The sequence below is a fragment of the Elioraea rosea genome (genome assembly GCF_007644105.1).
Classification (GTDB): domain Bacteria; phylum Pseudomonadota; class Alphaproteobacteria; order Acetobacterales; family Acetobacteraceae; genus Elioraea_A; species Elioraea_A rosea.
This window is the reverse complement of sequence record NZ_VFAC01000002.1, coordinates 256117-269995: the sequence shown is the minus strand read 5'-3', so window position 1 is coordinate 269995 and position 13879 is coordinate 256117. Positions and strand designations below refer to the sequence as shown.

Below are 13879 nucleotides of genomic sequence, written 5' to 3'. Positions count from 1 at the left end.
TCCCTTCTCGGGCCGCCATGTCCGGCGGGCGAGAGCCCCGGCATGATGTCGGCCAAACCCATGAGATTCATCGCGATATGCTGCTCACTGTGCACGACGTGACGTGGCCTAGCCGAACCGGCGGTGCAGGACTGCGCGCGCGCGGGATATCCGCGCCTTGATCGTGCCTTCCGGCACGCCGCAGATCGCAGCGGCCTCCCCGACCGAGAAGCCCTGGGCGGAGACGAGCAACAGCGCCTCGCGCTGGCCGAGTGGCAGGGCGCGGATCGCCTCGTCGAGCGCCGACAATTCGCTCGCCGCGTGCTGCGAGGCCTCGACCCTCGGCTCCATCGCGCCCTCGCCATCGCCGTCATGGGAGATGATCGTCATGCTGCGGCGTCGCTTGCGACGCTGTTCCTCGAAGAACGCGTTGCGCAGGATGCGGAACATCCACGCGGCGAGGTCGCTTCCCTGCTGCCAGCTTGCCTCGGCCCCGAGCGCGCGCAACAGTGCATCCTGCACGAGGTCGTCGGCCGCGGTGGTATCTTTCGCCAGGAAGCGGGCGAAGCCGCGCAGCCTGGGCATCAGCTCGATGAGCCCTTGCCGGAACGTGGCCGAGGAGCCCGTCATTCTCCCCATGCTTTCGGTGAACGGGGTGCTTTCGGTGATGGGCGATGCAGTGCCATGGCGGTTACACGTAAGCCGTCTGTCGGAGGAACCAAGATGACCGAGTCTAGTCGCGACATCCTCGTGCGCACCCTGCCGATGGCGCGCCGCTACGCGCGAGCGCTCACCGGCTCGCAGGAAGCAGGTGATGGGCTCGTTGCGGAAGCGCTTCGGGGCGACCTGCCGCCGCTTGAGCCGCGGCTCGCGCTCTATGCCGCAATCACCGAGCGGGCGCCAGAACGACCGGACGCCCAGGGACTGTCGGCCCGCCAGAGGCAGCTCCTTCTCCTGACCGCGCTCGAGGACCTCACCATCGACGAGGCTGGCCAGGTCGTCGGCCTGTCCGGCGAGGAGGCTGGCCGCGAGCTCGAGGAGGCGCGGGCGGCGCTGCGCGCGACGGCGGCGACGGACGTTCTCGTGATCGAGGACGAGCCGATCATTGCGATGGACGTCCGCCGCCTTGTTGAGGCGTGCGGGCACAGGGTGGTGGGAGTCGCCGCGAGCGAGGCCGAGGCCGTCCGTCTCGCGACCGAGAAGAAGCCCGGGCTCATCCTCGCCGACATCAATCTCGGCAGAGGCGGCGATGGCAGCGCGGCCGTCGCGCGCATCCAGAAGTCGATGCGCGTGCCGGTGATCTTCGTCACCGCCTACCCGGAGCGCCTGCTGACCGCACGGGGCGCGGAGCCGACCTTCATCATCAGCAAGCCGTTCGAGCCGCGCGCGCTCGCGATCGCCACTTACCAGGCAACGACCACCAGCTCCGTGCCGATCGTGTGATCGGCGTCGCGTTGCCGGCGCCGCAACCGGTGCGCCGCGCCGGCGTTTTCCCCGCAGGTGCCGCGTTGCGCGGCGCTCATGAGATGAGGAGTTCGCGATGAACTGGGACAGGGTCTCCGGCAACTGGAAGCAGATGACCGGCAAGGTGAAGGAGAAGTGGGGCCAGCTCACGGACGACGACCTGACGGTCGTCGACGGCAAGCGCGAGCAGCTCATCGGCCGCATCCAGGAGCGATATGGCATCGCCAAGGACGAGGCCGAGCGCCAGGTGAAGTCCTGGGAGGATACGCTCTGATCGACGTCCGCCACGTGGCGTGACGCATACGGAGTGACGAGGACGCCGTCGCGGCACCGCCGCGGCGGCGTTCGCTTGTTCGGGAAAAGACGATCGGGTCCGATACGAAGGAATCTACGGCATCGGTTGCAGTGCGGCGCTGAAACCGGGCAATGCACGCCACGTTGTTGCGGCAGCGTGCAACGTTCCCCAGGAGGTTTCCATGCTCGGCTATGCGGCGCTCTTCTTCATCCTTGCCCTGATCGCGGGCATCCTCGGCTTCGGTGGGATTGCCTCCGCCGCCGCGGGTATCGCGAAGGTGCTTTTCGTCGTGTTTCTCATCCTTCTCGTCGTCTCCCTCGTCACCGGCTTCGTTGGAGCCGCGTGAGCGACGGCCGGCGCGGCCTCCCCCTCCCCGCGCCGGCCGTCTGCTGCTTTTCTCCTCGTCACGTACCGCCCGCCCGATCCTCCTCGGAGGTTGCGGGCGGTTCTAATTCTGCCGAGGCAGGGCGCGCGGTACGGTGCCGCAACCAATCGCGCCTCTCGGCGTTGTGTGCTGGCGAGGACATTGTCCGCGCCACCTGTCCGGAGAGGAGCTTCGTGCACATGCCCAGTCTTGCGCATCCGCGCGCGACGGAACCGGTTGCGGTTCAACGCAGCGGCGCCGCACCGCGTGAGGGTGCGCTGCGCGTGGGGCTCGTGGTCAACGCGCGCGCGCGCGGCCTCGCAGAGCGGCAGGATGGTGCGTCCGCCTTCGCGGTAGCGCTCGAGGATCACGGCTTTGCCCTCGCAACCCCGCCGAAGCCTGATCTGCCCCTCGAGGAGCAGCTCGCTGCGATCCTTGGCGCGGATCCTGACGCCGTCATCGTGGCGGGCGGAGACGGAACCGTCTCTGCTGTGGCACGGTCGCTGGCAGAGACGGGCATTCCCATCGGCATCCTGCCGTGCGGAACGATGAATCGCCTCGCTTGCCGCCTTGGCCTCCCCGACGACCCGATTGCCGCTGTTGAATCTCTATCAACTGCGAAGCGTGCGGCGTTGACGGTGGGCACCGTGAACGGACGGATCTTCCTCTACCAATCCCTCATCGGGCGCCCGGCACGGCTTGCGCGATTGCGCGAGCTGCAGCGGAAGCCGGGTGAGAACTGGCTCAAGCTCCTCGTTGGCGCGCTGCGCGCACTCGGGCGCCCGCTCCGCCGCCGGCGGATACGCCTCATCGGTCCCGACGGCTGGCGTCGCGATGCGGTCGCTGCGGTCGTCACCGTCCCCGGTCCGCAGGAAGACGGTGGGCTCCGCGCCGATGCGGTGACGCGATCGGGCGTGATGATGGGCGCGCTCCAGGCCTGGCGATGGTTCCGCGGGCGGTTCGGCGAGGCGCCTGCCGTCGAGCGCGTCATCCTGCCGCGGCTCTCCGTCCTCTCGCGCACGGGGCACCTGCGCCTCACGCTGGACGGCGAGATGTGCCTGATGCCACCGCCGCTCCAGTTCGAGGTCGCGCATGAGACCTGTCACGTCCTCGTTCCGGGACGGGCTGCGTGACCGGGCGCATCGCACACCTGTCTGACCTGCATTTCGGAACTGTGGAAAACGGGCTCGATGCATCCCTTGCCGAGGACCTCGGCGAGCAGGGCGCCGATGCCGTCGTCGTCACCGGCGACCTGACGCAGCGGGCGCAAGCGGATGAGTTCACCGCGGCGCGCCGCTTCCTCGATGGCTTGGGCCTTCCGGTACTCGCCGTGCCGGGCAATCATGACATCCCCGCACATGATCTGCTCGCCCGCTTCGGCGACCCATTCGGGAGGTGGCATGCCTATTTCAGCCCGTCCACCGAAGGCATGATTGCACTCGGCGACACGTTGGTGATCGGCCTGAACACCGTGCGCCGCATGGCGGCGCATCTCGACTGGTCGGCTGGCAGGATCTCGCACGAGCAAATTGCCAGCATCGTCTCGGCGCGCACGGAGCGCCGGGCGCGCAGAGTGGTGCTCGCGCTCCACCATCCGCCCGTCCATCCGGATTGGGCAGCGCATCGACGCCCACTCGGACGAAGCCGTGCGCTCCGGGCGACGCTCGGGCGAACGGGCGTTGTGGCAATCCTTGCCGGGCATCTTCATCGCCCGCTGATGCTCGAGCAGGGGCGAGGACTTCCACCGCAGATCGTCTCCGGCTCGTCGTTGTCGCATCGGCACGATGGCCATGGCAACAGCTACAATCTCGTCGATGTCGGCGCGAGCCGCATTGATGTGACCGTGCGCCAGAGGCGCGGAATGCGGTGGCTCGCGGCCCCGATCCGCCCGGGTCCGGCCGATCTCGAAGCCGTTTCTGCCCGGGTCGGAACCGGCGGTGCGGAGAACCTGTCGTGAGGCCGACACGCCGAAGCGGCTTGCGGGCGCTTGCGCCGGCAGCGGAGGCCTGGTCCCTCAACGGCGCTATCATCCTCGGCATCGTCTTTGCGGTGCTTTATGTCGGCCAGGCAGTGTTCGTGCCGCTCGCGCTCGCGCTGCTCCTCTCCGTCGCGCTCATGCCCCCAGCATCCTGGCTTGAGCGGCGAGGTGTGCCGCGTGTTCCGGCCGCACTGATCATGATGTTCCTCGCGAGCGCCGCGATCGTTGGCGTCCTGCTTCTCGTCGTCTCGCAGGCGATCACCCTCGCGGCCGAGCTGCCAGGCTACGAGTTCACGCTTCGCCAGCGGCTGCTGACGCTGAGCGACGGCTCTGGCGTGCTCGACCGCGCGGCAGAGACATTGTCGCGGCTGGCCGAGCAGGCCTCCTCGTCTCCGCAGCGCCAGACGGAACAGGTTCCCATCGTCGTGACTGATCGGAGCCAGACGCGGGGCACGCTCGCGCGGCTGATCGAGCTCCTGTCCTGGGTCGCGACACCCATTGCGTCGCTGGCTCTCGCGCTTCTGCTCGTGACATTCCTGCTCGTGCAGCGGGAGGACGTGCGCGACCGCGTGCTCCGGCTTGCCGGCACGCATGACCTGCACCGTACGACACGTGCGATGGCGGATGCGACGGAGCGGGTCGGCCGCTATCTCCTGATGCAGACGGCGCTGAACGCGCTGTTCGGAACGGCGATGGGCATCGGTCTCTGGGCGATCGGCATCCCCAACGCCGCCCTCTGGGGCGTGCTCGGCTTCATCCTTCGCTACGTGCCGTTCATCGGGGTGTGGATCTTCCTCTGCTTCCCGGTGCTGGTGACGCTTGCGACCACCACGGGCTGGATGCCGCTGATCCTCGTGCTTACGCTGTTCGTGGTCGTCGACATCGTCATCACCTATGCGCTCGAGCCGACGCTCTATGGCAGCAGCACCGGCATCACGCCGCTCGCGCTTCTACTCTCCTCGGCTGTGTGGACGGTGCTGTGGGGGCCGATCGGGCTGATCCTGGCACCCGCGATCACGGCCTGCCTCCTCATCATCGGCCGCCACGTTCCGTCCTTCTCCTTCCTGAACGTTCTGCTTGGGGAAGGGGAGGTGCTGCCCGCGCCGATGCGGTTCTACCAGCGGCTCTTGGCCAAGGACATCGAGGGTGCGATGGCGATCGCCAACGAACAGGCCGAGCAGACCTCGCAATCCACAGTGCTGCAGGAACTGTTCGTCTCGGCGCTCGAGGCGGCCGCGCAGGATCGGCGCGCATCGGCGCTGCGGCCGGTAGAGGCCGCAGGCGTCTCCGTCCAGCTCGCCGAGGCGGCACGCCGCTTCGTCGAGGAGCCGGAGGATGCACGCCGCGGCCCTGCCGTCCTCGGGGTGGCCGGAGCGCTCGACAGGGCTGCCGCGGCGATCGTCTGCGCAGCGTTTCGTGCCCAGGGCCAGGCGCCGCTCGAGCTTTCCGACATGGACGGAGAGCTGCACGGGCGCGCAGTGGTTCTGGTGACGGCCGGTGCCTCGCAGTCGCGCATCTCGAGGGCTGCCGGCTGGGCGCGCCGACGTGGCGAACCTGCCAATTTCGTTCAGTTCGGCGAGGCCCCTCAGTCGCCGCCTGAGGGGCTCACGATCATTCCCGCTGCACTGCGCGAGCTCGTTCCCGCAATCCCACTTGGCCGTGACCCGGCTGCCGTCCGCGATGCCGAGCCGCGTGGCCTCGCGGCGTCGTGATCGGGCGGGGCAGCGATGCTCGCGCCCATACGCCCTCGACTGAAACCGTGCCTGGAGCAGCGCGTTTGAGTGTCATGAATCAGCAAGGAGGACACTCGATGAAGACCGTTCGCATCGTTGCCTGCACTGCGCTGATGGCGCTCGGCCTCGCGGCGTGCGGCCAGTCCACCGGTGAGCGTGCGCTTTCGGGCGGCGCGCTCGGCGCCGCAGGCGGCGCTGCGGTGGGTGCTGTCACCGGCGGCAGTGTTCTTGGTGGTGCCGCTCTTGGCGGCGCAGCGGGTGCCGCAGCGGGTGCCCTGACGAGCCCGAGCGACGTCAACCTCGGCCGTCCTGCCTGGAAGTAGTCTTCGCCTCCCCTCTCCCCTTTCTCCTGGTTGGCCCGGCCGTGTGCCGGGCTTTTTTTGTGCAGCTCAGCCGCTAGCGGCGTCGAGTTCCGCGATCGCCTCGGCATCCAGCTGGAGCGTGGCCGCGCCGACGAGTTCCTTCAGCTGTTCCGGTGTCGTTGCGGACGCGATCGGCGCCGTGATCCCCGGCCGCGCGATCTGCCAGGCGAGTGCGACCTGGGCCGGCGTCGCCTTCAGCTGCCCGGCAACACCGTCGAGCGCGGCGAGCACGCGAAGCCCGCGGGGCGTGAGATACTTTCCCGCACTCCGCTTGCCGCGAACGCTCTTGTCGAGATCGGCCTCGCTTCGGTACTTGCCCGTGAGGAAGCCGGCGGCAAGCGCGAAATAGGGGATGACTCCCACCTGCCTGTCGCGGCAGAGCGGCAGCAGGTCTGCCTCGATGCCGCGTTCCATCAGATTGTAGTGGGGCTGCATCGTCTCGAAGCGCGGCAACCCCGTCCGCTCGCTTGCCTCGAGCGCGGCGATGAAGCGCTCGGCGCTATAGTTGGATGCGCCGATCGCGCGGACCTTTCCCTGCCGCTTCAGGTCGGCGAAAGCACCCAGCGTCGCTTCCAGCGGCGTCGCCTCGTCATCCTTGTGAGCCTGGTAGAGGTCGATCACGTCCGTGCCGAGGCGCTTGAGGCTGTCCTCGACTGCGGTGGCGATCCAGGCCGGCGACAATCCCTTGCCCCGCCCCGGCATCTCCATGCCGACCTTGGTCAGGATCACGACGTCCTTCCTCCGGCCAGGCCTGGCTCGGAGCCATTCGCCGATCACGGATTCGGATTCGCCTCCGGAATGGCCGTCTGCCCAGGCTGAGTAGACATCCGCGGTGTCGATCGCCGTCAGTCCGGCATCGACCAGGGCGTCGAGCAGGCGGAACGACATTGCCTTGTCCGCCGTCCAGCCGAAAACGTTTCCGCCGAAGATGATGGGCGGAACGGTGATGCCCGATCGGCCGAGTGCGCGTGCCTGCATGCGATCCTCCAGTTTTCTGCGTCGGACGTTCTGCCTTGGGTGACTATGCAGCCGCGCGGCCGGAAGGGCCATGCCGCACGCTCACGCCTCGCTCACCGCGACCGCGACCACCGATGTGCCGAGCAGGTCCTGCAGGTTCGGCGCACCGCCTGCGGTCCACACCGCGTCCTGCTCGCCTGGGCGGAGGAGGCGCCAGCGCGGAAAGCGCGAGATCGACGCGGGCAGGGGGATGCTCGTCGCCCGCAGCGCATCGGAGGGCGAAAGGGTCACGCGGCCCGGCACGAGCAGAGCAGAGGGGTAGGGCAGGCCGACGATCAGCAGCCCCGCCTCGCCCGTGCTGCGCGCCGCGCACAGCACGCGCTCGCGGAGCCTGCCGCGCGCCGTGAGGCCGATCCAGGTGCCCTCATCGAAGAGAGCGGGGTGCCTGCGCCGAAGGCCGAGCAGGAGCCTCGTCCAGCGCGCCTTGATGCCGCCGTCGCGCCACTCTTCCCCCTCCGGAGCGTCGAGAAGGGCCGCGAGTACGGCGAAGTCGACAGGCCTGCGGTTGTCGGGATCGACAAGGGAGAGGTCCCACCGCTCGGTGCCCTGGTAGATGTCGGGAATGCCCGGCGACACGATCTTGAGTGCCACCTGAAGCAGGCCCTTGGCAGCGCCGGCGGCGGCGATCGCCTCGGCCTGTGCGCCGACTTCCCGATCAAACCGCGCTGGCCGTTCGGCCGCCATCGCGGCGCGGAGGAAGGCGAGGCAGGCCTGCTCATAGGTCTCGTTCGGCAAGGCCCAGTCGCTGTGCCGCTTGCCCTCTCTCAGCGCCTTGACGAACCATCCCTCGATGCGTTGCAGGAACGCATCGACGCCCGCGCGATCATCCGCGTCGAGCCGGATCGGCCAGGCGCCGACCAGCATCTGGTAGAGATGCGCCTCGTCGCCCGGGTCGGGCGCATCTCCGCGAAGAGGCGCGTTGAGCCGTCGCCACCGCTCGAGCGTCGCGACCCAGGAGGCAGCGTTCTCCGACAGGACGGCCAGTCGCGCGCGCACATCCTCGCCGCGCTTGTGGTCATGCGTTGCCGTCGCCGACAGTGCGTGCGGCGTGCGCCGCCGCGCGGCCATGAACCGATGAAACACCGACGGCGCGATGGCGAGCCGCGACGGGTCGGACCCGACCTCGTTGCGTGAGACGAGACGAAGGTATCGGTAGAACCCCGTATCCTCGACCGACTTCGCAGCGACCGGCCCGGTCAGTTGCTGGAATCGACGTATCGCCTCGAGCATGTCGCGCCGCGCCGGGCCGGGCGGAGTCGTGCGAAGCTTCTCCCCGGACAGGATCGGCCGAAGGAGCGCCAGAAGCGCACGTTGAGTGGCGCGCACGTGCCGCCCAGCGCGGGTGAAGGCCCAATCGAGGACGTAGGCGTCTGCATCGCGCCCGCCGGCGAGAGCGGCGTAGGTCCTGTATACCGGGAACTCGGTGATCACCGCCCGCAAGGCGCGGCGGATCGCGGTAAAGGTGTGGTCGCGCGTCGTGAGGTCGCGCTGCAGCACGCGGTGGATCGCAAGCGCCGCCGCGGCGAGCTCGGCGGCAAGATAATCGGCGAGGATCTCGCGCCGCGCCTGGCGCTCGATCGCGTGGAAATCGGCCGCGTCCGGACACAGCTCAGCCCAGGCTTCGGTCAGCGCAGCCTCGCCTCCGGCGTCATGCAGCACGGCGCCGATCCGATCCATGACCTCGTAGCCGGTGGTGCCGTCGGTCATCCACTCCGCGGGAAGCCGCTCGTGATGCGCGAGGATCTTTTCCACGACGATCCAGGGTTCGCGGGAGAGCCCCTCGGGCCGCGAGGCCGCCTGCGCCGCCATGCGCCGTCGCAGCTTGCGGCAATAGGCGCGAGGATCGGCGAGGCCATCGACATGGTCGATCCGGAAGCCATCGACGAGCCCTTCCGCCCAGAGCGAAAGCAGCAGCCCATGGGCCGCATCGAAGGCGCCCGGAACCTCGACACGGAAGCCGGCAAGGCTGGTGATGTCGAAGAACCGCCGGTAGTTGATCTCGTCGGACGCCGCGCGCCACCAGCTCAGGCGATACGATTGGCGTTCCAGGAGCGCATGGAGATCGTCAGGCCCGAGGCGGGTGAGGGCTTCCGTCAGGCGTACGATGGCTTCCGGCTCGCGCAGCGCGTGCGCCAGCAGGCGCTTGGCGGCTGCGGCCCCGTCGCGTTGGCGCGAGCGTGGCAGTCGCTGGAGCGTCGCGAAGGCATCGATCGCCCCGTCGAGCGGCGCGATGCCCGTCGGCGATTGCGGAAGGAGAGAGCGGTAGTCGCGCGGGGCGATCGGGAAGCGGTGCTCGTGGTACCAGGCCGAGAGCGTGCCGGTGTCAGCGTCCACGCGCAGAGCGATGTCGCCCGTCGCCAGAACCTCGCCGTAGGGGGCGCCGAGGAAGGGCGCGAGCACGCGGCCGGCAAGGCGAGGATCGGCCACCTGCCAGTCTATGTCGAACCATTCCGCATAGGGGCTCGCCGGCCCCCATTCGAGCACGTCCAGCCAGAGCGCGTTGTCTGCACCGCCGACACCCATGTGGTTCGGAACGATGTCGAGCAGCAGCCCCATGCCGTGACGGCGGAGCGCCGCGGAAAGGGAGCGCAAGCCTTCGAGCCCGCCGAGGCCCGGGCTGATGCGCCCGTGATCGATGATGTCGTAGCCGTGCGGCGAGCCCGGACGGGCCGCGAGAAGCGGAGAGGCGTAGAGATGCGAGATGCCGAGGCTGTGCAGGTAGGGAACGACCCGCTCGGCGTCGGCGAGGGTGAAGCCTTCGTGGAACTGTATCCGGTACGTCGCGGTCGGCGTCATGCGCCGGCATCCTCGAGGAACCAGAGCGTGCTGTGGGCGGGCAGCACGCCGTGCGCCACGTCATCGGCGGCCCGGGGCGGAGTCGCATGCAGCGGCGGCCTGTCCTCTGCGGCGACGGACACGCCGGCAGTGCCGAGATTGGCGAGAAGGCGCAGCGTCGCGCCGTCTCCCATCAGCCAGGCGGCGGTAAGCGCATGCTCGCCGATCGCGGATGCGCCGAGCGAGCGCGTGCCGGCGAGGCGCGGGATGATCGCCTGGTGGCGGAGCGCAAGCAGGGCGCGCGTGTGGGCCAGCGCCTCGGCTGCGTCGGGTGCGCGCGCCTCCGCCGGGTCGAGCCTGCTCCGCTCGAAGGTGGCGGGGTCGTTCGGGTCGGGGATCGAGGCGCCGCGTGCCGGGTCGCCGAACGACGCGAACCGCCCGAACTCGCGGAGCCTTCCTTCGCGAACCGCATCGGCGAGCGTGCCCTCGAAGTCGGTGAAGTAGAGGAAAGGGTTCTGGCTCGCCCATTCCTCGCCCATGAAGAGCATCGGCACCTGGGGCGAGAGCAGGAGCAGCGCGCGTGCGGCTGCGAGAGCCGGAACAGGCGCGAGCGTCGTGAGCCGCTCGCCATGCGCGCGGTTGCCGACCTGATCGTGGTTCTGCAGGAACAGGACGAAGGCCGTGGTTTCGAGATGCGCCGATGGCCGCCCCCGCGCCAATCCGCCGCGATGGAGCGACGTCTCTCCCTGATAGGCGAAGCCTTCCGAAAGGCAGCGCGCGAGATGCCGCGCCGGCGCATCGGCATAGTCGGCGTAGTAGCCGTCTCGCTCCCCTGTCAGCAGCACATGGAGGCAATGATGACCGTCATCGTTCCACTGCGCGTCATAGAGCGACGGCCCGAGGTGGGTCGCATCGTTGTCGTCATGCTCGAGCACGAGATGCACGTGCCGCCCCGGCTCGACGGCGTGCCTGACCCTTGTTGCGAGCTCGCGCAGGAAATGCTCGCCCGGGGAGGACTCGATCGCATGTACGGCATCGAAGCGCAGCCCGTCGAAGCGGTACTCGTTCACCCAGTAGACGGCGTTCTCGATGAAGAGATCCCGCACCGCCTTCCTAGAGAAGTCGATCGCCGCGCCCCAGGGCGTGTGAGTGCCGTCGGCGAAGAACCCGGCGGCGTAGCTGTGCAGCCAGTTCCCCTCGGGGCCGAAATGATTGTAGACGACATCGAGGAACATCATCAGCCCATGGCCATGGGCCGCATCGATCAGCGCCTTGAGGTCATCCGGCGTGCCATAGGCCTCGTCAGGCGCGTAGGGCAGGACGCCGTCATAGCCCCAGTTGCGTGTGCCAGGGAAATCGGCGATCGGCATGAGCTCCACCGCGGTGACACCGAGCGCGGCAAGACGCGGAAGCTCCGCCATCACGCCGCGGAAGCCGCCGCAGGCGCCAGGGTGAAGCTCGTAGAGGACCGTCTCGTGCCATGGCCTGCCGCGCCAGTCGCCGTGGCGCCAGCGATAGGAGCCTGGGTCGACAACCACGCTACAGCCGCTGACGTCGCCCGCCTGTGCGCGCGAGGCCGGGTCAGGCACCGAAAGCCCCGGCGCGACCCGGTACCGGTAGCGCGTTCCGGCGGGTGCTACGGTCCGGAGCGAGAACCACTGCTCGCCGTCGGTATGCATCGGCAGCGATCCGTGGCCGTCGATCTCGAGAGCCACCGCGGCAGCGGAGGGCGCCCAAAGCCGGAACCGCGTGGTGCCGTCATCCTGCAGCTCGGCCCCGAACGGCAGGTGGTGGCGGAACAGCCGCCCGCTCATTCCCTGGAAAGTCGTGCCGCGAGCACCGCAAGCGTGTGCCCGGGAACATCGTAGCCATCGGGCTTCGCCACCGTCGGCGCTTCCGGCGCGCCGCTGTCGAGAACCAGCGTGAACTCCGCTCCGTCGAGGTCGGGCGGCGCGAAATGCACGGTGTTGTCGGCCGCGTTCAACATGATGCGCAGCACATCCGTCGCGCCGGGTTGGGCGGACCGCCCCGCGAGCTGCAGCGTGAAGGCGCGGCGCGTCGGGTCGTGCCAGTCCTCGGGCGAGAGGCGCGCGCCGTCGGGCTCGGTCCAGGCGATGTCGGGAAGGCCGGGCAGAAACTCCTCGCCGTGCAGGAACGTGTCCGAGCGGAGCACCGGGTAGGCACGGCGAAGGGTTGCGACGCGCGCGGTGAAGTCGATCATGCCCTCCGCTTCCGGAGGGCTCTCGTCACCCCAGACCATCCAGGAGATCGCATTGTCCTGGCAGTAGGCGTTGTTGTTGCCGCCCTGGGTGCGCCAGGCTTCGTCGCCCATCAGCACCATCGGCGTGCCGTGCGCGACGAAAACGGTCGCGAGCATCGCGCGGGCAACACGAAGGCGCAGCGCCCTGATCGCGGCATCGTCGGTCTCACCCTCCGCGCCCCAGTTGGCGGAGCTGTTGTCGCTGTGGCCGTCGCGATTGTCCTCGCCGTTCGCCTCGTTGTGCCGCTCGGCGTAGGACACGATGTCGCGCAGCGTGAAGCCGTCATGCGGCGCGATGAAGTTCACGCTCGACCAGGAGCGGCGGCGGCTGTGATCGAAGAAGTCGGCCGAGCCGGCGATACGCGCCGCAAGCTCGGGCCGAAGCCCCTCGTCACCGCGCCAGAAGCGGCGCACGCCGTCGCGGAACCGGTCATTCCACTCCGCGAAACCGGGAGGATGATTGCCGAGCTGATAGCCGCCGGGCCCGATGTCCCACGGCTCCGCGATCAGCTTCACCTCGGCCAGCGCGGGGTCCTGACGGATGGCGTCGAAGAAGCCCGAGCCCTGGTCGAACCCGTTCGGCTCCCGTCCGAGGATGGTGCAGAGATCGAAGCGGAACCCATCGACGCCATACTGCATGACCCAGTGGCGCAGGCTGTCCATCACGAGCTGGATCACCCGCGGATGGGAGAGGTTAAGCGTGTTCCCGGTGCCGGTGTCGTTGATGTAGTAGCGCGGCTCGTCCGGCATGAGCCGGTAGTAGCTTGCGTTGTCGATGCCGCGGAACGAGAGGGTGGGCCCCAGCTCGTTGCCTTCGGCGGTGTGGTTGTAGACGACGTCCAGGATTACCTCGATGCCGGCTTCCTGGAGGCGCCGGATGGCGATGCGCGCCTCCTCCGGGTCGCGCCGCGAGAGGTAGCGCGGTTCGGGCGCGAAGAAGCCGAGCGTGCTGTAGCCCCAGTAGTTCTTGAGCCCGCGCTCGACGAGGAACCGATCATCGACGAAGGCGTGGATCGGCAGGAGCTCGATCGCGGTGATGCCGATGCGCTGCAGGTGCTCGATCACGTAGGGATCGGCGAGCGCGGCGAAGGTGCCCCGCTCGTGCGGCGGCACGCCGGGCAGGGATGCCGTCATGCCCTTCACATGCGCCTCGTAGATCACCGTGTCGCGCCAGTGGTGGCGGGCAGAACGCGAGGGCCGCAAAGCGGGGTGGGCCGTGACCACCGCCTTGGGCATGCCCGCGGCACTGTCGCGACGGTCGCGCGCGAGGTCCCCGCGCGGCGCGCCGAGCCGGTAGCCGTAGAGCGCGTCGCTCCATTTCAGCTCGCCGATCAGCGTCCGCGCATAGGGGTCGAGCAGGAGCTTGTGCGGGTTGAAGCGATGGCCCTCGTGGGGGCGATAGGGGCCATGCACGCGATAGCCGTAGGGACGGCCGGGCTCGACCATCGGGAGGTAGCCGTGCCAGATGCCGTCCGTGCATTCGGGCAGATCGAACTGCGCGATCTCGCGCTTGCCTGACGGGTCGAACAGGCAGAGCACGACGCGCTCGGCATGCGCCGAGAACAGCGCGAAGTTGGCCCCTCCACCATCATAGGTTGCGCCGAGGGGGGAGGGGTGACCAGGCTCCAGCCGCGCCGGAAAACGGGGCAAGG

The 13879-nt window shown here is 68.9% G+C and carries 12 protein-coding genes; 7 read left to right on the top strand and 5 right to left on the bottom strand.

All coding sequences use genetic code 11. From position 1 onward, the window contains the following. Positions 1 to 108: 108 nt before the first annotated feature. A complete protein-coding gene (locus FIF60_RS02930; protein ID WP_144183647.1) occupies positions 109 to 609 on the bottom strand; it encodes a sigma-70 family RNA polymerase sigma factor in 501 nt (166 codons plus the stop codon). A 93-nt stretch (positions 610 to 702) separates the two neighbouring features. Between FIF60_RS02930 and FIF60_RS02925 the strand changes: the two genes are divergently transcribed. The 7 genes from FIF60_RS02925 (at position 703) to FIF60_RS02895 (ending at position 6136) form a co-directional block, all read left to right on the top strand. Continuing rightward, positions 703 to 1422, top strand: a complete 720-nt coding sequence (locus tag FIF60_RS02925; protein ID WP_144183645.1) for a response regulator — start codon at positions 703 to 705, stop codon at positions 1420 to 1422. A 97-nt stretch (positions 1423 to 1519) separates the two neighbouring features. After that, complete coding sequence (locus tag FIF60_RS02920; protein ID WP_144183643.1) at positions 1520 to 1717, top strand: CsbD family protein; 198 nt, start codon at positions 1520 to 1522, stop codon at positions 1715 to 1717. Between the two features lie 202 nt (positions 1718 to 1919). Next, complete coding sequence (locus tag FIF60_RS02915; protein WP_144183641.1) at positions 1920 to 2084, top strand: DUF1328 domain-containing protein; 165 nt, start codon at positions 1920 to 1922, stop codon at positions 2082 to 2084. A gap of 218 nt (positions 2085 to 2302) precedes the next feature. Further along, a complete protein-coding gene (locus tag FIF60_RS02910; RefSeq protein WP_144183639.1) occupies positions 2303 to 3235 on the top strand; it encodes a diacylglycerol/lipid kinase family protein in 933 nt (310 codons plus the stop codon). Beyond that, positions 3232 to 4059 carry a metallophosphoesterase family protein gene (locus tag FIF60_RS02905; RefSeq protein ID WP_158639038.1) on the top strand — a complete coding sequence of 276 codons (828 nt, stop codon included), beginning with the start codon at positions 3232 to 3234 and terminating at the stop codon, positions 4057 to 4059. Before FIF60_RS02910 ends, FIF60_RS02905 begins: the two co-directional genes overlap by 4 nt. Then, the gene (locus tag FIF60_RS02900) at positions 4056 to 5792 is read left to right on the top strand and encodes an AI-2E family transporter (protein WP_158639037.1); all 1737 of its coding nucleotides are present in this window, start codon (positions 4056 to 4058) and stop codon (positions 5790 to 5792) included. The genes FIF60_RS02905 and FIF60_RS02900 overlap by 4 nt, the downstream gene beginning before the upstream one ends. Positions 5793 to 5890: 98 nt before the next feature. Next, the gene (locus FIF60_RS02895; protein ID WP_144183633.1) at positions 5891 to 6136 is read left to right on the top strand and encodes a hypothetical protein; all 246 of its coding nucleotides are present in this window, start codon (positions 5891 to 5893) and stop codon (positions 6134 to 6136) included. Between the two features lie 66 nt (positions 6137 to 6202). On the opposite strand, the gene FIF60_RS02890 is transcribed toward FIF60_RS02895, so the two are convergent. The 4 genes from FIF60_RS02890 to glgX all read right to left on the bottom strand — a co-directional run bounded on the left by FIF60_RS02890 (position 6203) and on the right by glgX (position 13877). Next, the gene (locus FIF60_RS02890) at positions 6203 to 7153 is read right to left on the bottom strand and encodes an aldo/keto reductase (protein WP_144183631.1); all 951 of its coding nucleotides are present in this window, start codon (positions 7151 to 7153) and stop codon (positions 6203 to 6205) included. An 81-nt stretch (positions 7154 to 7234) separates the two neighbouring features. Next, complete coding sequence (treY, locus tag FIF60_RS02885) at positions 7235 to 9988, bottom strand: malto-oligosyltrehalose synthase (RefSeq protein ID WP_144183629.1); 2754 nt, start codon at positions 9986 to 9988, stop codon at positions 7235 to 7237. Beyond that, complete coding sequence (gene treZ, locus FIF60_RS02880; protein ID WP_144183627.1) at positions 9985 to 11781, bottom strand: malto-oligosyltrehalose trehalohydrolase; 1797 nt, start codon at positions 11779 to 11781, stop codon at positions 9985 to 9987. The genes treY and treZ overlap by 4 nt, the downstream gene beginning before the upstream one ends. Further along, positions 11778 to 13877, bottom strand: a complete 2100-nt coding sequence (gene glgX, locus FIF60_RS02875) for a glycogen debranching protein GlgX (protein ID WP_144183625.1) — start codon at positions 13875 to 13877, stop codon at positions 11778 to 11780. Before glgX ends, treZ begins: the two co-directional genes overlap by 4 nt. Positions 13878 to 13879: the final 2 nt, after the last annotated feature.

Bases quoted from the DNA above. Each gene is read 5' to 3' on its own strand.
- FIF60_RS02920 (WP_144183643.1), top strand. From the start codon at position 1,520: ATGAACTGGGACAGGGTCTCCGGCAACTGGAAGCAGATGACCGGCAAG.
- FIF60_RS02910 (WP_144183639.1), top strand. From the start codon at position 2,303: ATGCCCAGTCTTGCGCATCCGCGCGCGACGGAACCGGTTGCGGTTCAA.
- FIF60_RS02890 (WP_144183631.1), bottom strand. From the start codon at position 7,153: ATGCAGGCACGCGCACTCGGCCGATCGGGCATCACCGTTCCGCCCATC.
- FIF60_RS02925 (WP_144183645.1), top strand. From the start codon at position 703: ATGACCGAGTCTAGTCGCGACATCCTCGTGCGCACCCTGCCGATGGCG.
- FIF60_RS02930 (WP_144183647.1), bottom strand. From the start codon at position 609: ATGACGGGCTCCTCGGCCACGTTCCGGCAAGGGCTCATCGAGCTGATG.
- FIF60_RS02915 (WP_144183641.1), top strand. From the start codon at position 1,920: ATGCTCGGCTATGCGGCGCTCTTCTTCATCCTTGCCCTGATCGCGGGC.
- treY (WP_144183629.1), bottom strand. From the start codon at position 9,988: ATGACGCCGACCGCGACGTACCGGATACAGTTCCACGAAGGCTTCACC.
- treZ (WP_144183627.1), bottom strand. From the start codon at position 11,781: ATGAGCGGGCGGCTGTTCCGCCACCACCTGCCGTTCGGGGCCGAGCTG.
- FIF60_RS02895 (WP_144183633.1), top strand. From the start codon at position 5,891: ATGAAGACCGTTCGCATCGTTGCCTGCACTGCGCTGATGGCGCTCGGC.